General features: G+C 65.6%; 16 protein-coding genes and 5 pseudogenes. 6 read left to right on the forward strand and 15 right to left on the reverse strand.

Annotated elements, in window-relative coordinates:
- Positions 1-2: 2 nt before the first annotated feature.
- Positions 3-485, reverse strand: coding sequence for a VOC family protein (locus tag JOF57_RS23105; protein ID WP_209920468.1), 483 nt, complete (start codon positions 483-485; stop codon positions 3-5).
- 79 nt (positions 486-564) lie between these two features.
- Between JOF57_RS23105 and JOF57_RS23110 the strand changes: the two genes are divergently transcribed.
- Positions 565-1,344 (forward strand): SDR family NAD(P)-dependent oxidoreductase, encoded by a 780-nt coding sequence (locus JOF57_RS23110; RefSeq protein WP_209920470.1) that lies wholly within the window; start codon positions 565-567, stop codon positions 1,342-1,344.
- Positions 1,345-1,429: 85 nt separating this feature from the next.
- The gene (locus tag JOF57_RS23115) at positions 1,430-2,056 is read left to right on the forward strand and encodes a hypothetical protein (RefSeq protein ID WP_209920473.1); all 627 of its coding nucleotides are present in this window, start codon (positions 1,430-1,432) and stop codon (positions 2,054-2,056) included.
- 12 nt (positions 2,057-2,068) lie between these two features.
- Here the strand turns inward: JOF57_RS23115 and JOF57_RS23120 are convergent, their stop codons facing one another.
- The 9 genes and pseudogenes from JOF57_RS23120 to JOF57_RS23160 form a co-directional block, all read right to left on the reverse strand.
- The gene (locus JOF57_RS23120) at positions 2,069-3,046 is read right to left on the reverse strand and encodes a glycoside hydrolase family 6 protein (protein ID WP_209920476.1); all 978 of its coding nucleotides are present in this window, start codon (positions 3,044-3,046) and stop codon (positions 2,069-2,071) included.
- Positions 3,047-3,050: 4 nt separating this feature from the next.
- Positions 3,051-4,313, reverse strand: coding sequence for a sulfotransferase family protein (locus JOF57_RS23125; protein WP_209920479.1), 1,263 nt, complete (start codon positions 4,311-4,313; stop codon positions 3,051-3,053).
- Complete coding sequence (locus JOF57_RS23130) at positions 4,310-5,404, reverse strand: hypothetical protein (RefSeq protein ID WP_307870087.1); 1,095 nt, start codon at positions 5,402-5,404, stop codon at positions 4,310-4,312. Before JOF57_RS23130 ends, JOF57_RS23125 begins: the two co-directional genes overlap by 4 nt.
- Before the next feature lie 59 nt (positions 5,405-5,463).
- The gene (locus JOF57_RS23135) at positions 5,464-5,712 is read right to left on the reverse strand and encodes a hypothetical protein (protein WP_209920486.1); all 249 of its coding nucleotides are present in this window, start codon (positions 5,710-5,712) and stop codon (positions 5,464-5,466) included.
- 86 nt (positions 5,713-5,798) lie between these two features.
- Positions 5,799-6,780: pseudogene (locus tag JOF57_RS23140) on the reverse strand (lipase family protein); the annotation flags it as partial.
- 44 nt (positions 6,781-6,824) lie between these two features.
- Positions 6,825-8,024, reverse strand: a pseudogene (tnpB, locus tag JOF57_RS23145) (IS607 family element RNA-guided endonuclease TnpB); the annotation flags it as partial.
- 33 nt (positions 8,025-8,057) lie between these two features.
- Positions 8,058-9,220, reverse strand: a protein-coding gene (locus JOF57_RS23150; protein WP_110777903.1) for an IS3 family transposase whose coding sequence is annotated in 2 segments (ribosomal slippage) — positions 8,058-8,933 and positions 8,936-9,220 — 1,161 coding nt in all. Because the reading frame shifts where the segments join, the coding sequence is not laid out codon by codon here.
- 69 nt (positions 9,221-9,289) lie between these two features.
- Positions 9,290-9,472, reverse strand: a pseudogene (locus JOF57_RS23155) (helix-turn-helix domain-containing protein); the annotation flags it as partial.
- A gap of 26 nt (positions 9,473-9,498) precedes the next feature.
- A pseudogene (locus JOF57_RS23160) lies at positions 9,499-9,681 on the reverse strand (IS607 family transposase); the annotation flags it as partial.
- 151 nt (positions 9,682-9,832) lie between these two features.
- Here JOF57_RS23160 and JOF57_RS23165 point away from each other — a divergent pair.
- Genes JOF57_RS23165 through JOF57_RS23175 form a run of 3 tightly spaced genes read left to right on the forward strand, consistent with a single transcriptional unit; the run spans position 9,833 to position 11,112 of the window.
- The gene (locus tag JOF57_RS23165; RefSeq protein ID WP_234938847.1) at positions 9,833-10,456 is read left to right on the forward strand and encodes a DsbA family protein; all 624 of its coding nucleotides are present in this window, start codon (positions 9,833-9,835) and stop codon (positions 10,454-10,456) included.
- Positions 10,457-10,501: 45 nt separating this feature from the next.
- Complete coding sequence (locus tag JOF57_RS23170; protein ID WP_209920493.1) at positions 10,502-10,732, forward strand: type II toxin-antitoxin system Phd/YefM family antitoxin; 231 nt, start codon at positions 10,502-10,504, stop codon at positions 10,730-10,732.
- The gene (locus tag JOF57_RS23175; RefSeq protein WP_209920496.1) at positions 10,729-11,112 is read left to right on the forward strand and encodes a type II toxin-antitoxin system VapC family toxin; all 384 of its coding nucleotides are present in this window, start codon (positions 10,729-10,731) and stop codon (positions 11,110-11,112) included. The genes JOF57_RS23170 and JOF57_RS23175 overlap by 4 nt, the downstream gene beginning before the upstream one ends.
- Before the next feature lie 14 nt (positions 11,113-11,126).
- On the opposite strand, the gene JOF57_RS23180 is transcribed toward JOF57_RS23175, so the two are convergent.
- From JOF57_RS23180 to JOF57_RS23195, 4 genes are read right to left on the reverse strand one after another with little or no spacing between them, the layout of a single operon-like run.
- Positions 11,127-12,065 carry a M56 family metallopeptidase gene (locus JOF57_RS23180; protein ID WP_209920499.1) on the reverse strand — a complete coding sequence of 313 codons (939 nt, stop codon included), beginning with the start codon at positions 12,063-12,065 and terminating at the stop codon, positions 11,127-11,129.
- Positions 12,062-12,436, reverse strand: a complete 375-nt coding sequence (locus JOF57_RS23185) for a BlaI/MecI/CopY family transcriptional regulator (protein ID WP_209920501.1) — start codon at positions 12,434-12,436, stop codon at positions 12,062-12,064. Before JOF57_RS23185 ends, JOF57_RS23180 begins: the two co-directional genes overlap by 4 nt.
- Before the next feature lie 57 nt (positions 12,437-12,493).
- Positions 12,494-13,324, reverse strand: a complete 831-nt coding sequence (locus JOF57_RS23190) for a cytochrome c biogenesis CcdA family protein (RefSeq protein WP_209920503.1) — start codon at positions 13,322-13,324, stop codon at positions 12,494-12,496.
- Entirely contained in the window at positions 13,321-14,061 is a 741-nt protein-coding gene (locus JOF57_RS23195; protein WP_307870088.1) for a DsbA family protein, read from the reverse strand. The genes JOF57_RS23190 and JOF57_RS23195 overlap by 4 nt, the downstream gene beginning before the upstream one ends.
- A gap of 200 nt (positions 14,062-14,261) precedes the next feature.
- Between JOF57_RS23195 and JOF57_RS23200 the strand changes: the two are divergent.
- Positions 14,262-15,083 (forward strand): annotated as a pseudogene (locus tag JOF57_RS23200) (L,D-transpeptidase); the annotation flags it as partial.
- Here JOF57_RS23200 and JOF57_RS23205 read toward each other — a convergent pair.
- Entirely contained in the window at positions 15,075-16,679 is a 1,605-nt protein-coding gene (locus JOF57_RS23205; RefSeq protein ID WP_209920510.1) for an FAD-binding protein, read from the reverse strand. The pseudogene JOF57_RS23200 and the gene JOF57_RS23205 sit on opposite strands and share 9 nt — an antisense overlap.
- Between the last annotated feature and the right edge of the window lie 160 nt (positions 16,680-16,839).

Consider the following 16,839-nt stretch of genomic DNA (forward strand, 5'->3'; position numbering starts at 1 on the left):
AGTTACGTCTCTGCCCTGATGTCGGTGCCCCGATGCATCTCGTAGCTGCTGCGGGCACCACCGGGGAACTCGACGAACTCCACCGCGGTGCCGTCGGGATCGTTGACGAAGAACATCCGGACCCGATCGATCGGGAACGGCTCTTGAACAGGCTGGAAGCCCGCATCGATCACGGCGCGGTAGGTGGCGTCGAGATCGGTGACCGACAACGCGATGTTCTGGTTGCCCACGATGCCGCGTTTTGACGATCCGGGTGTGGTCGAGGGGCCGAAGCTGAGCAGTTCCAGCATCATTCCGCCGACCGATCCCCCGACGACACGGCCCTCCTGCTGCCGGGACGAATGAAGGACCGCGTCGAAAGGTTCACCGGAAATGAACTGGTCGAACACCACATCCATGCCCAGCAGGCCGCGGTAGAAGTCCAGTGCCCGGTCCATGTCGGTCACGCCGACGACCAGATGGCAAAAACGTAGATCACTCAACATGGTGTTCCTCGACTTCCTCGTCAGCGCTTGATCATATGAGTTAGCGTGCCAAATCTGGCCGAATCCGAAAGGCAGCTCCATGTCCTCCTACAGCCATCCACACTCACTGGACGGACACGTCGCAATCGTCACCGGAGCCGCCCGCGGGGTGGGCAAAGGCATCGCCACTGCGTTGCTGTCCCGTGGCGCCCGCGTCCTGGTGACCGACATCCTCGATGAGGTATTGGCAAACACCACAGCCGAATTCACCGACGCCGGGTACGAGGTGGCATCGGTGGTGGCCGACCTACGGGAGGCCGACAGCGCACGGCACATCGTCGACGCCGCGCTGGAGACGTTCGGCACGGTGAACGGATTGGTCAACAACGCCGTGGCCAGCGCCGGACCCATACCGTTCGTCGACATCCCCGCACAGGAGTACGAGCGGGTTCACGACACCGGGCCACGGGCGACGTTCCGGCTCATGCAGGCGGTCCACCCGGTCATGGTCAAAGGCGGCGGCGGATCCATCGTCAATCTCGGCTCGGCCGCGGGCACGGTTGGCACCCACTCTTTCGGTGCGTACGCCGGCGCCAAGGAGGCGATTCGCGGCATGTCCAAGGTGGCCGCCCTGGAATGGGGCGTCGACAGGATCCGCGTCAACGTGGTCTGCCCGCTCGCCGAGACGGACGGCTTGAAAGTGTTGCGGGACATGGCGCCCAAACAGTACGAGGCGGTCGTCAGGAGCACCTCGCTCAAACGAATCGGCGACCCCACCGACGACATCGGGGCCGTCGTCGCCTTCCTGATCGGCGACGATTCCACCTATCTCACCGGGCAAACCCTGCTCGTCGACGGCGGGGCCGGTTCCTTCCGCTAGTTGCCGAACCCGGCCAATTCGTGGGGTCACCCTTGTAGCTTCGGAATTGGAGACCGAAAGCACGCGCGAACAAGGAGGAAGACCAATGACGATTCGTTCAGGAAGTGCGTTCTCCCGACGCACGTTCATCCGCGGCGCCGCGGTCACGGTGCCCATCATCGGAGCCGCGATCGCTGCGCCCGTTGCCCTGGCGGCACCGCAGGAGTGCGGTGATCCAGCCGGCAAGGTCGGCAATTGCGCCGCTCAACTGCCGCAGGAATTCACCTCGACCAGCTTCAGCACGACTGCCATCGCCGGCGGCACGAACTACTCAATTCTGTTCAGCACGAACATCAGACGCGGTCCGCTCATCCCGTCGGGCACCACCGGCTATCGCATCAGAAGTGTCAGTGTGTCCGGCACCAAGCTCGACGGGGCGCCGTTCTATCTGACGCCGGGGATCGGTGAGGTCGGCCCACGGTTGCTCAATGCCCTCTCCGGATCATCGCTGGGCTTCGCCCTCGACGTGCCGTGGGACGCGAACCAGCTGGTGCGTTCGTTCCTTTACACCTACGACGTCGAATTCCTCACCGGGCTGACCGTCAACCAGACCTGCCGCTACACGACGACGATGACGCTCGCCGACAACGGGATGACGCTCGGCGGCGTCGGGTCGGTCACCTTCTCCACGCCGACGCTCGCCGAATGCGAAGGGGCTCCACCGCCCCAGTAGGTCGCCGGTCGGTTAGCCGTGTGCCTTACGGACCAGGTCGATGGCGTACTGGTTGACGAAGGTTCCTGCGGATGCCTCGCCGGTGCCACACGCGCCGTCGGACTCACCGGGACGCTTCACCCACAGGAAGGCGTCGACGTTTCCGTTTCCGGTCGCCGTGGTCGGCGCCGCACCGAGGGCCCGGCCACTCGGGTTGCACCAGTACATCTCACCTTCGGCCGGTCCGGCACCGTTGCGCGACGTGTCGATGACGTAGGGCTTGCCACCCGTCATGCCCGAAATCGCGTCGCCATAACCGATTTCCTCTTCGGTGGTGAAGAAGTTGGCGGTGTTGAGGCTGAAACCGCGTGCCTTGGCGACGCCGACCCGGTTGAGCCGGTTGGCCATCTCGTCGGCCGCCGTCCACCGGGAGTGCCCCGCATCGACGTACACCGCGGTGCCCGGATTGCGGGTCAGGGTGTCGACGGCGTAGCTCATCAGGTTGTAGCGTTCCTCGCGCTGATCAGCCGACAGGCAGTCGGCCATGGCGAGTGCGTCGGGTTCGAGGATGACCGCGGCCGGCCCACCGCCGATGGCGGCGGCGACCCCGTCGATCCAGCCCTTGTAGGCACCGGCCGACCCGAATCCACCCGCGGCGTAGCTGCCGCAGTCGCGGTGCGGGATGCCGTACAGCGCCAGGATCGGCATGGTGCCGGCGGCCTGCGCCGTGGCGATGTACTTGGCGTCCACCGAGGGGCTGGAGATGTGGTCCATCCAGTAGGCGGTGGGGGTGTTGGCGATCGCCTGGAGTTCGGGGCTCGGGTCGCTTTTCGCGGCACGCATGGACTTCGACGAGGGGTTGACGTAGAACGAATGGCCCTCGAGCGGGTTCCCGTCGCTGGCCAGACGCACCGTCGGCGCGGGAGCGGTAGCAAGGCCCGCGGCGACCACCGAGGCGACTGTCAGGAAGGGAGCGATCGACCGCGCGACTGCGCAGGCAGCTGAGGACATCACCTCAGGGAACGTAATGGTGCGACGCCGGAAGCGCCAGTCGCTCGGTGTAGAACCGCATGCGTTCGCGCAACTCGGCGGGGTCGATGCCGAACTCGGCGGGCTCGTACCGGTGCTTCCCCTTGCCGTCGCGCGGCTGGGCGCGGTGATGCTCTGCGAGCATTCCGGCGATGTCCGGCGGTTCCATCTGCGCCGCGGCATAGATGCGCTGCACCGTCGCCTCGGGGTCGGCCACCAGGTCGCGGTACTGGACGTCGTGCCAGGTCACGGCCGACGCCGTGGCCCGAGCGTCGAGGGCGCGCCGCAGCCACAGCTCGGTCTGTTCGGTTTGGAACCGGCCCACGTCCACCCCGTCGACGTGGTCACTGTAGGTGGACCGGTACGTCGCGAACAGGCTCGCGCCGGAGGTGACGGTCTCCACGATGTCGCGGTGCAACTGCACGATGCACGCGCCCGGATACGTCGCGATGACGTGGCTGAGCTCAGCGGTGTGTGCCGGTGCTTTCACGACCCAGCGTCGACCATCCCTCGCGTCGAGAATCTGCAGCATCCGCCGATGCTGCGCATACTCGGGCGCCAGATCCTGTCCGGCGAGCCAGGACGCGTAGCTGTCCAGTCGGGTGGTGGCGGCGAAGCCCCAGTTGCGCAGGGTGGTGCCCATCCCGAGCACACACTCCTCGGGCAGGTGCGGCCCGGAATCATGCACGGCCGCCATCGCCGGGTTGAGAACGTGCAGCATGTACTGACCCGCAGCGGCCGCCTCAAGACGACGGTCGCGTTCCTCGCTGTCGAGGTCGCCGGGTAGCCGCCATGGCGCACCGAGTTCGGCGGGCAGCGGTGCCCGCAATCGGGGATCGCGGTCGAGGAGCCGAAACAGGAAGGTCGTCCCGGTGCGCCAGCCGCCGGTGATGATGATCGGCGGCAGCACCGGCCGGTTCTCGGTCTCGGGGTGTTCCTGCAGATACCGCGTCATCATGGCCCGGGCCGCCAGCCGACCTGCCGCTGTTCGTTGGGCTGTCAACGCGCCGAGGGCGTTGAGCCGACCGTCCGCCTCGGCCGATGCCAGGTACTGCGCCAAGCCCGGACGCCACTCGTCGGGGTCGCCCAGAATGGCGGCACCGGCGCCGCGGGTGCCGCGGCCGATGACGATGTCGATGGCGTCGGCACCGAGTTGGTAGCGGTCCGGACGGGCGGTCCGGTCCTGCTCGGCCGCCGCGTAGGCCTTGAGCGCTTCCGGTGTGCGGAGGGGTGCCACCCAGCCGGTCACGAGTGCTCAGCCAGGCCAGTGAGGCGGACGACGCGTGTCGTGGGCAGTGAGGGCTGCTGTTCGGGTTGCAGGAATCGCATGACGATGATGCCGAAGGAGCGGCCCTCGCTGTCGATCCAGTCTCCGGCGGCCGGACCCGGATCGGTGGCCGAGACCACGAATCGGTAGCGTCCGCCGTCGAGCGTCGCGGTGGCACCGGTGTAGGCGACCCGCCGATGCCGGTAGTCGAGTGAGTTCAGAAACCTGCTGTACGCCAAGATGTTCCAGTACCGGCATGCCGCCAGCTCACCGTCGATGAGTAGTGCTTCGTCGCGGCCCAATTGCCAGCCGCCGCGCAGATAGTGGATAGCCGGTTCGGTGTACACCGCTCCACCGGTCATCTCGGTCCAATGGCGCATCTGGTTCGGTTCACCGCGATCAGCCGCCTCGGCAGCAGCCCAGATCCGAGGCAGGTGCGTGATCACCGTCGACGCCTTGGCCAGCTGCTTGCCGAATCGTGCCGGATCGATCGGTGCCGGGGCCACAGGCGGATCCACCGGTTCGATGACACACCGTCCGATCCGATCGGTCTGCGCGTCATCGTGGAAGTGCCGTACCCAGATCACCGTGGCGCGATCGGGCAGTTCCAGCCAATCGCTCGCCTGATGGTCTCCGCCCACGGCCACCTGGTAATCGCCGTTGGCGTCGAACGTGATGGCATCGCTGTCGATCCGGGAGTTGGCCTGGGCCGCGGCACCGCCGGCGTAGACGGTGATCGAAACGTACGACGCGTCACCGCGGTTACCGCGGATCCGGTATCGGCCGTCCGGGCGGACATCAGCGACCCAGTACTGGAAGTCGGGGTTGTCCATCATGAATTTCTGACGCCAGCCGTTGAACGCGACGAACTCAGGTTTGTCCCGATCGACTTCCAAACGGCCCAGCTGATTCGACACGGCCCGCAGCAGCGCGCGGAACCCGTCGGCACGTTCGGATTCCGGTAGTTCCGCGGTATCGACCGCGAGTTGTTCACCGGCCGTGCGCAATCCGTCGACGAATGCAGCCCAGGCCGCGACTTCGGCGCGAGGTTCGCCTGCACTGGGTGCGGCCACGGGCATCCTTCCCCAATCCGGAGGCGGATGCTTCCAGAATTGGATCGTGCTCGTTATGCTCACGGAATGTCAAGGCCGTCTGCCGAATCCTCTTGGTAGAGCCCATCGCCGACCTGAGCCTGCGTCATATTGTCCGCGGCACCGTCGGTGCGATGAGTGGCCTCACGGCCCCGACCGACGGTTCGGACACCGCTGCGACGGCGCGGGTCAAGATGCAGTACGCCACCGTTTTCGGCGCCATCATCTCGCTGTTCATCGAATGGACCGAAGGCAACCTCGGCTCCGACCGCGAGGCATTCGTCGACCACGTGAGCACCATGCTGTTGTCGTCGCCGTTGTTCGACAACGGCGTTCAGGTAGTGCCATCGACCGGCCAGCCCGCCAGAACTCCGCGATCGAACAGGCTGCTGAACGGCTCTTCGTGGACGAGCTTTCTGATGTCCTCGTTGAAGTAGGGCTGCAGATGCCGGAAGGCGAAGTCGACGATCGTCTGCCCCACGCACTGGCGCGACACCGACTCGAGCATGTCCTTGCCGCGTTGGGTGAGCTTCGACTGGATCGCGTCGGCGGCTTCCGGGTAGGCGGCGATGACGCCGTTGAGCGCATAGCCGACGACGCCCACGAGCGCGCTGCCGTCGGCATACGGCAGCAGTTCCTTGAGGTCGGCCGGCGGTGCGCCGGCGTAGGTGCCGACGATATTCAGTTCGGGCGCGTAGGCCGAGGCCAGCTCGGCCGCCGACGCTGTTGCGCCACCGCCCTGCGAGTATCCCCAGAATGCCACGGGCCCATGGGGATCCAGCGAGGTATCGGGTAGCTTCATGGCCGCCCGGCCGGCGTCGAGGACGGCCTGACCTTCGGCCAGACGGTTGACGTAGGTGTGCATCGAGTCCGTGCCGAGGCCTTGATAGTCGGTCATCACGATGGCGAAGCCGCGGGCCACCAAGGTCGCGACGAACGCTTCCTCGTAGTTGACATGATGTCCCAACCACCCGAGTAATGGATGCCCTGGTTGAACTGGCGCGACGGTGCGCACTGGTTGCCCTGCCCCTGGGTACCCGGCGCATAGACGATCAGCGGACGCGGACCCTTTCCGGTCCAGTCGTTGTACGGCTCGAAGTAGGTGCCGGTGACGGCGATCGGATTCCCACGAGAATCGGTGCTGCGGTGCATGATCCGCGTTCCGGTGGCCATGATGGCGCCCAACTGGCCGGACGGCTCGAGTACCAACCGGCTCGGTTCGGTTCGGATCACATCACCGGGCACACCGGCCGGCAACGGGTCCGGTGGGAGGTAGAACTCTTGGTACTGCAAAACTCATCGCCGGTGTCGGCGAAGGCCGACGTGGTAGATGCGACGAGCGACCCGATCATCAGCATGAGGACGACGACAATCCCGTTGCAAGTGAGTGATCTTTAGTTGGTCACGCGACTTGCACCCCGTCTCGGGGTTGTTCGGCAGCCGGGTGGCTGCCTCCCTTCCGCGCTTCACGGCCACCGGCCGGACGAGGTCCGGTCTTACGGTCGGCTCCACGCTTAACGGCGGCCCCAACTGGGCCGACGACGCTAATGGGTTCCTCGTAGCGTGCGAGGTTGACAGCGGCGTTGTCGTCACGCTGATGGGTGACCGAACAACGGTCGCATTGCCAGCGCTCGGCCCAGCCGATGCCCTGCACATGCCGACACAGGTGACAGGTTTTCGACGACGGGAACCAGCGATCAGCAACCACCAGCTGCGATCCGTACCAACCTGTCTTGTAGGACAGGTGCCGGCGCGGTGTGCCCAGGGCGGCATCGGAGAGCCCGCGCCGTCTGGCGCGGGCACCTGGCAACCCTTTTTGCCGCAGCATCCCGGCAGCGTCCAATCCTTCAACCACGATGAGGCCGTGGGTTTTGGCCAACCGTGTTGTCAGGACGTGCAGGTGATGGGTGCGGACATCATTGACCCGGCGATGCAACCGGGACATCTGCGTGGTGCGCTCACGATATTGGCGTGAGCCTTTCGTGCAGCGCGACCGGGCACGGCTGAGGTGGCGTAACTGCTTCAACGCGGCATCAAGCGGGCGTGGATTGGGCACCTGTTCGATCACGGTGCCGCTCCCATTAGCGACTGTGGCGAGCCGCCGCACCCCTACATCCATACCGACCCGTGAATCAGGCAGCCTCACACGGGGCTGCTGCGGACGCGCCACCAGCACCCGCACACTCGCATCCAACCGGGTGCCGTTGCGCCGCACCGAAATCGCCAGAATCCGCGCCCGGCCCTTGGCGATGAGCCGTTCAACACGGCGGGTGTTCTCGTGCGTGCGGACACAGCCGACCACGGGCAGTGTGAGGTGTCGCCGGTCGGGCTCGACGCGCATCGCCCCGGTCGTGAACGTCAGACGGTCGCAGTCGCGGCCCTTTTTCTTGAACCTCGGGAAACCCACGCGCTTGCCGGCACGCGTACCAGCTCGGCTCTGCTGCCAGTTCCAGTACGCCCTGACCGCACCATCGATACCGTCGGCATACGCCTCTTTCGAGCAGTCCGGCCACCACACCGCGCCGGTGTCGAGGTTGACACACACCTCGTTCTTGACGGTGTTCCACCGTTTCCGCAATACCCGCAGCGACGGTTCCTCGGTCGGGTCTGCTGCACGATCAGGTGACAGTTTCGGTCACGCGGCCTGACTGGCCGGTGCGGTCATAATCGCTTCGAATTCGATCGGGGTCAACCGCCCGAGTCCGGCTTGGCGCCGGCGCCGATGGTAGGTCCGTTCGATCCAAGTGACGATCGCGATCCTCAACTCTTCTCGTGTGCTCCACCGGCGGCGATCGAGCACGTTCTTCTGGAGCAGGGCGAAGAAGCTCTCCATGGCCGCATTGTCGCCGGCCGCCCCGACGCGGCCCATCGATCCGACCATCTCGTAGCGGCCGAGGGCGTGCACGAATTTCCTTGACCTGAACTGAGATCCGCGATCGGAATGCAGAATGCAACCGGCCACATCACCGCGGCGTGCCACCGCACTACTGAGCGCTGCGGTGGCCAGCCGGGACTTCATCCGAGAGTCGATCGAGTACCCGACGATGCGGTTGGAGTACACGTCCTTGATCGCACAGAGATAGAGCTTGCCCTCATCGGTGCGATGCTCAGTGATATCTGTGAGCCACAGCTGATTTGAACCACCAGCGGTGAAGTCGCGCTCGACAAGATCATCGTGCACCGGCGGACCCACTTTTCCGTTCTTACCGCGCTTTTTGCCGAAGACGCTCCACCACTTATTGTCCGCGCAGATCCGCCAGGCGGTGCGCTCGGCCATCGGCTCACCGGCATCACGGGCCTCCTCGACCAGGTAGCGGTACCCGAACTCTGGATCCTCGCCGTGGGCGTCGAACAGCGCGTTGGCGCGGTAGGCCTCGACGACCTCCGCGTCGGTGATGGGATTGGCCCGCCAGCGGTAATAGGGCTGGCGGGCGAGCTTGAGTACCCGGCACGTCACCGCCACGGGAATCCCGTCAGCGGCGAGCTCACCTACGAGCGGGTAGAGCCTTTTCCCGGCAGATTGGCCTGCGACAGGTACGCCGCGGCCCGGCGCAAGACCTCATTTTCCTGCTCCAACAACTTAATCCGACGCCGCGCATCCCGTAGCTCACCGGACTCGCCGGTGCTCTTACCAGGCTTGGTGCCCTCGTCGATGTCGGCTTGGCGCATCCACTTGTGCAGGGTCATCGGGTGGACTCCGAAATCGGTGGCGATCTGCTCGATCGTCACACCGTCGTCGCGGTTGCGGGCAACGCGGACGACGTCGTCGCGGAACTCACGGGGATAGGGCCTGGGCACAAGGACATCCTTCCAGCTCGCCCAGCACGGGCAAGCCAACTCAGATGTCACCTATTCGTGCAGCAGACCCGTCTCCACGCCGGTGGCGTGCCAGGCTTCGATATCGGCTTTGAGGGTGGCCACTGTCCAGTTGTATGACTTACGGCGCGCGCCGAAATGCCTTGCCAGCGACTTTGACTGGCCCTCAGTCGGGTCCAACGTGAACCGGAACGCCTGGACCGTCCAGCCTTGCCGAACCTCGAACCTGGGCATCAGGCGGCCTTGGTGTCCTCGTCAGCGGCAGCCGACACCCGTGCATACACCGCGGTCCGCGATCGCATGCCAGCATCCCCAGCCGGTTCGTCGACCAGAATCAATCGACCCACGCGCCGAGCGGATACCGGCAACAACCCCGCGCGAAACCAGCGACACGCAGTCACCCGCGCAACACCGTTACGCTCAGCCCACGCCACCAGCTTCATACACGCGTTCCTACAGCACGCCACCGACAACTACCGACCACTCGGACCGCAACAGCTGGCAGCCTCCGAGAGAATGGAGACCATGAGCCTGCAACCAACGCGTACCGACGCCGTGAACCGGCCGCCCTACCGCGCGCTCCACCTGATCCTGATGGTTGGCCTGCTCGCGGCGGCGCTGGTGTGGGGTCCCGGTACCGGTCGCGCGGACGCGGCCGAGGCTGTGCTTGCCGGGGATGCCCTCTCCATCGGCGACCCCGCGGCGCCCGGTCAGATCGACCTCTACCTGGATCCGCTGTGCCCGTACAGCGGGAAGATGGTGCAAGAGCAAGGTGCCGAGATCGGCCGCCGCGTCGAGGACGGCAAGCTCCACATCAACCTGCGGTTGGTCAATTTCCTCGAAAAGTACTCGGCCAGCGGCACTTACGACAGTCGTGCGATCTATGCGGCGTTCATCGTCGCCGATCACTCACGGTCGAGCGACGTCACCTGGCGGTTCATCGAGCAGATCTTCTCCGCCGACCAACAGCCGGAAGAAGAAGGCGCGGCAGACCTGAGCAACGATCAGCTCGCCGGGCTGGCCGACCGCGCCGGCGCGCCGCCGTCGGCCCAGGACATGATCAAGCTGGGGCTTCCGATCCCCTTTGACGGCCACGCCATCGGCGCGAACAACCTTCCGCTGCTGCGCGGTTTCCCAGAGCCCGGGGTGCCCCTGGTGGCCATCGACGGCAAGGCCGTCGACGGAAACTCCGACTGGCTCGCGCAGCTGCCACACTGACCGGCACGCCTAGTCCAACTAGACTAAGTCCAGTATTGTGATTACATGTCGACCGTCAATATCCACGATGCGAAGACGCACCTGTCGCAACTGCTCGCCCGGGTCGAAAGCGGTGAGAGGATCACGATCGCGAGGGCAGGCAGGCCTGTTGCCGACCTCGTTCCTCACACCCGTGTTGACATCGTGTTCGGCGGTCTGACGGGTCGAGTCGGTTACGACACCGAGCATTTCGACGACGCCGATAGCAATCTCAACGCCCTGTTCGGAATCGAATGAGCGGGCTGCTGCTGGATACCCACGTCCTGCTCTGGCTACTCGAAGACAACCCGCGGCTGGGAACCACCGCACGCGAACGCATCACCGAAAGCGCCACAGTGTTCGTCTCCGCGGCCAGCACCTGGGAGCTCGCCATCAAGGCGGCGATCGGCAAGCTCACTCTGCCTGGCGACTTCGACGAAGCGATCGGGCGTTCCGGCGTGCAGGATTTGCCCATCACGCGTCGCCACACTCTGGCCTCGGATATCACGGCGCTGCCGCACAAGGATCCCTTGGACGCGATCCTGGTCGCCCAGTCCACCGTGGAACGGCTCACCCTGCTCACCGCGGACGCGAAACTGCTCACCTCGGTGCCCGACGCGGTGGACGCCAGAATCTGAGCTGACTTGCACGTCTACTGCTGCAGCGTGCACAACGTCAGCGCGAAGGCCGGTGCCACCGCAATCGCGACGACGATGAGCGACATCGCGACAGAGTGTGGGCGCCACCAACTCTCCTGTTGTGGATGCATGAGTCGGGTAACCCGGTCGGTCACTGCCGTCCCGGCCGCGGCCAGCACGCCGTCGGGCACGCGGTGCCGGGTACTCAACGCGACGAGGCTCGCCAACAGCGGCTCACGACCGTACCTGCGCGTGGCCGCGTCGTCGGCGCACATCTCCAACAACGCCGGTACCGACTGCGCCGCTGCCCGCATCAGGGGTAACCGCGGCAGTGCCGCGGCGAGAGTGTTGAGCATCGCGATGACGTGATGGTGGCGGCCCCGCAGGTGCGCCCGCTCGTGGGCCAGAACCGCGGCGAGCGCGGGTGGCTTCAACAGTTCCAGAGCAGCCGTCGTGACGACAATGGCGCTGCGCCGGCCGCCGGACACGCAGTAGGCGGTCGGTTGGTCAGCCGTGATGGCGACGACGCCGTCGTGACCGGTGGGCCTGCCGATGATCCGGACCGCCTCTGTGTGCCGGCGATTGGCGCGGCGCGTCCGACACAATGCGACGATCACCCGGCGCGTGGTGTTGGTCGCCACTGCGGCAGTGGCTGCGAGCAGGGCGACGACCAAGACCGTCGCCACGGTGGGCGGCAACGTCACCGCGCTGGCGATCCCCAGTGTTTCGACGCAGAACGTCGGTGCGCTGCGGACGATCAGGCTGTGGGCGGCACCCGCAATCAGGATCACCAGCGCCGCGACCCAGGCGAAGGACGCGGTTGCGACGACCACCAACCAGCCTGCCACCGACAGTCTGGGATGAATGCGAGCCGAGATCGGGCCGGTGAACAGTACCGGCGCCAGCCAGCTCAAAGCCATCGCGTAGCCGAGGAGAAACGTGACCGCGTTCATCGCGGCTGCTCCTCGGTGAACCGCTTGAGGGCCTGTCGAAGCTCCTTGGAGTCGTCGTCGACGATCTGCTCGAGGAAGAAGTTGAGGATCAGCTCGCTGTCGCCACCGGATTCGAACACCGTGCGCATCAGCTGCGCAGAGTGCTCCTCACGGGTCATCACCGGCCGATAGCTGTACGCCAGACCGACCTTCTCCCGTTCCAGCCAGCCTTTTCGGAACAGATTGTCCATCGTCGACATGACCGTGGTGTAGGCAATCTGACGCTTGGTGACGAGCTCGTCGTGCACGCTGCGCACCGTCGAGGGCTCCGCGCGTGACCACAGCACTTCCATCACCACAGCTTCGAGATCGCCAAATCCTTTTATGCCCATATCCGTTACCGCCCGCGTGGGTGCGCCGTCACCGTTTCGTTGTCTCGCACGTCAAACCTATGTAGCGCGATAGTAGCTTCTCCGCCACAACCGAATTGACCTCCACACGAGGAGTGCGACCACGACGCCCAGAATCAGCCAAGGATCACTCACGCCCGACGCCAGTCGCCCCAGCCAGACTTGCAGGTCGTACTGCGCATCGACGGACAGCGGGCCGCCGAGATCCGTCGTGCCGTCGGTGAACAGGAACAGCCCACCGAGCGCGATGAAGACCACCCCGGTGAGCAACGAGGTGGTGTGGGTCTCCAGCGGCCCCAGGCGCACCGGGCGCCCCCGCAACCAGGTGCGTTCAGACAGGTTGAAGCGGTCCCACAGCCAGGCGATCAAAAACAACGGCGCCGCCATGCCGAGGGCGTAGACCGCCATCAGTAGCGCTCCGTAGGCCGGGTCGGCACCCATCGCCGACATGGTCAGGACCGCGCCCAACAGCGGACCTGCGCAGAAGCCGGCCAGTCCGTACACAGCACCCAATGCGAGCACCGAGACGGTACCGGAGATGTCGATCCGGGCCGTCATCCGTTGCATAGCGGACAGACCGAACCCCTTGCCCAACAACGTCATCAAGCCGAACCCGATCAATACCAGGCCACCGACCATCGTGACTTCACTGCGATAGCGCGTGACGACGCTACCCAGCGCCCCGACACCGGCACCCAACGGCACCAGCACGACACAGAGACCCACCCAGAACGCCAGTGTGCGCCGGACCAACAGGCGGGTCCGGTCAAAGGCGTAGGCGAAAAACGACGGCAGGAGCAGGGCTGAACACGGGCTGAGCAGCGAAGCCAAACCGCCGAGGAAGGCGCCGAGCAGACCGATGCCGTTCATCGACCGGCCAGCGCCCCGTCGATGGCGCGCACGAAATCTTCCGTGGGCTGCGCGCCGAGCATGGGCACGTCGTTGAGCAGAAACGCCGGAGTGCTGGGGACGCCAATCCCGGCGCCCTGCGCCAGATCAGCATTGATGGCGGCGTCGAAGGTGTCTCCCCGCATTTCGGCGGTAAATCTGTCGATGTCGGGGACACCGGCCTGCCGGGCGAAACCGATCAGATCCTCATCCGTCAGGTCCGCCTTCGACCGCTCCGGTGCGGCCGCGTAGACGGCTCGGTTGAACTCCCAGAACCTGCCCTGCGCGGCTGCCGCGCGTCCGGCGCGTGCTGCTGCCATCGATCGCGGACCGAAGATCGCATAGTCACGCCACTCGATGCGCAGTTGGCCGGCGTCGACGTAGCGCTTGATGAGTTCCGGTTCGGTGTCCCGGCTGAACTTGGCGCAGAACGGGCAGCGGTAGTCGGAGAACACCACCAACGCCACGGGCGCGTCGGGATCCCCCAAAGCCAGCGGGTCACCGGGCCGGCGGCGCTCCACCTGAGAATGACTCCCGCCGGCGCCTCCGGTGGCTGCGCCGGGTGCCTGCGCCGTCGCCGACGGCCCTGTGGCGGGCGCGGCCGAGGCGGCGTCGGTGTCGGGACGGATCAGCAGGTAGGCGATCAGAACGGCGCCGACGACAATCAGGCCTCCAATGAAGATCAGGTCCTTCTTGGCACTTTCTCGCCGTCCACTCACCGCGTACCTCCATGCTAGCCTCGCCTACGTAGCTACGCCGTAGCTACGTATTCCGTTTTAGCACACCGCGCCGCCGGGACGCGGCCGACGAGATTGGAGGCGCCGGGATGTCGGTGGGTTCACCGCGGAGGCGGCCAGTGCCAATCCTGTCGCTGGTCTTCATCGCCACCATCAGCGCGGCTGTCTGGCTGGCCGAGCCGACGTCGATGATCACCAAACTCACCGCCGGTGAGCAGACGCAGGTCAAGTTCACCGCGACGTCGGGCGCCGCGTTGGTCGACGGTGGGACGTACGGCGTCGGCACCGTCATCGTGGCCAACTTCGACGGACCGGTCACCGACCGCGCGGCCGCAGAACGGCGGCTGTCGGTCAAAACCACTCCGCCCGTTGATGGTTCCTGGTACTGGATGGACAACCGGCACGCCCACTGGCGGCCGCAAAGCTACTACCGTCCCGGCACCGAGGTTGTTGCAGCCGCCGGCGACCAAGCAGCCCGGCAGGTTTCCTTCCGGATCGGAGAGTCGCACGTATCCATCGCCGACGATGCCACCAAGCAGATCCGCGTTTACCGCAATGACGAGCTGGTCCGCACGATCCCGACCTCTATGGGCATGGGCGGATCAGAAACCGTTGCCGGCAAGACTATTTCGTTCTGGACGCAGCCCGGTGTCTATACGGTGATGGACAAGGCCAGCACCGTGGTCATGGATTCCTCCACCTACGGACTGCCCGTGGACTCACGCCTGGGCTACAAGCTGACCGTCAGCAATGCGGTACGGCTCACCAACAACGGGATCTACGTCCACCAACTCGACAGCACGATCTGGGCGCAAGGCAAGACCAACACTTCGCACGGATGCCTGAACGTCAACGCCGACAACGGGCGCTGGTTCTACGAATTCTCCCAACCCGGAGACGTATTCGAAGTGCACAACACCGGCGGCGAGCCACTGCCCATCTGGCAGAACGGCGACTGGGGTGTGCCGTGGGACACGTGGCTCGGAGGCAGCGCGCTACGGTGACGGCGCGGGTTGCATCGCGACGGCATGCTCTGCGGCGCGACGGCCGGAGAAGACGCAGTCGGCGATCGACAATCCACTGACGTAGGAGTTGACGCACAGTCCGATCGCCGTGCGTCCGGCCGCATAGAGACCCGGAATCGACTCGCCTGCAGGCGTTGTCACCGCACCGGTGAGTTCATCGACGATCAGCCCGCCGAGGGTGAACATCGGGCACGGGTTGAGCAGGCTGGGTTTGATCGATATCGAGATCAGTGAGAACGGTCCCTGTTCAACAGGATTGACGAACTCGGCAGGCTTGCCCATCGGATCGGGCAGCCCGGCCGCGGCGGCGTCGTTGTGGTCCGCGACGGTGGTCAGCAATCCCGCCGGGTCGACGCCGGCCTTGGCAGCCACCTCTTCCAGGGTTTCCGCCACGACCCGGTCGGTGCGCAGCATGGCTTCCATCTGCAGGCGTTGGAACCAGATGGCCTGCTCGGGAAGCTGGGCTCGGGCCTGTTTGAGCAGCCGATGATCGGCCAGGATCCAGCCGCGGCCGTCGTGGTCGGCAACCATGGCGTGGCCGACCGCGGCGCCATAGCGGGTCTCGTCGATGAATCGTTGTCCGTGTTCGTCGACCACGAGTGCACCCAGGAACGCGCTGGGCGGCGTGATGAAGCGCCACGCCGATACGTTGTCGAGGCGATCGACCGCGGCGCCGACCTCGGCAGCCAGAGCGATTCCACTGCCGTCATCTCCGGTGGTGCCCAGTTGAAGCCCCTCGCGGTATGCCGGTGCGTGCTCGGCGATCAGCTCTCGATTGGCGATGTATCCGCCCGCGCTGAGAATGACCGCCTGGCGTGCATGGATGTCGACGGTCCGGGCATACCGAGTTTCCAAGCGGTTCAACCGCTTTTCCATCGCGGATCGCAGCGGCGGGTAGTAGATACCCGGTTTCACCGCCAGCTCGGCGTACGCGCGGTAGCGCCGCCGAACCCACGCCGGTGCGTGGGCGAGTGTGCTCGTGCGCACGCCGACCACCCGGCCGCTGGGATCGGTCAGCAGCGCGACGGCGCGGGTGAGGAACTGTGTGCGCACGCCGAGGCGAGCCGCCGATTCCGCGAGGGGCTGATAGATCTTCTTGCCCGAAGCCCCCGGCCCTTTGGCCCGGTGACCGCGCTGCGCCGGCGGCGTGATCGCGCGGAAACGCCCGGAGTTCTCGCTACCCGAGTAGTAGAGGTAGTACTTGTTGTTCGGGTAGGACGTCTTGTACGGGCACACCGACCCCTCGAACGGGACTCCGTGTTCGGTGAGCCAGTCGATCATCGCGGGGCTGGTGTCGACGAAGCGTCGCAGCGTCTCGGGACGCACGGCGTCGCCGATCTCGGCCTGCAGGTAGGCGTACATCGCGTCGGCGTCGTCCTCGACTCCGGCCTGGCGCTGAACCCAGGTGCCACCGCCTGCGTAGATGATCCCGCCGGACACCTGCGTCGCGCCGCCGCCGTTGAATCGGTCGATGGCCAGCACATCAGCGCCCCTGGCCCGCGCCTCCAGAGCAGCGCAAACGCCTGCGGCTCCGTATCCGACCACGACGACATCGGCTGTCTGCACCTCTGACATAGCTCTCCCCGAAAGTCATCGACCACCGAACTAAATGTCTAGTTTGTACTCCACAACCACCCTTTACCCCTGTGACCTGGGCCACTGCCAGCCACACTGCCGAACCACGCCGCATTGTGAGATCGGGCAATCGCTACGATACGAAGCGGTACTCATCCGA

Origin of the sequence: Mycolicibacterium lutetiense, assembly GCF_017876775.1 — a bacterium.
GTDB lineage: Bacteria > Actinomycetota > Actinomycetes > Mycobacteriales > Mycobacteriaceae > Mycobacterium > Mycobacterium lutetiense.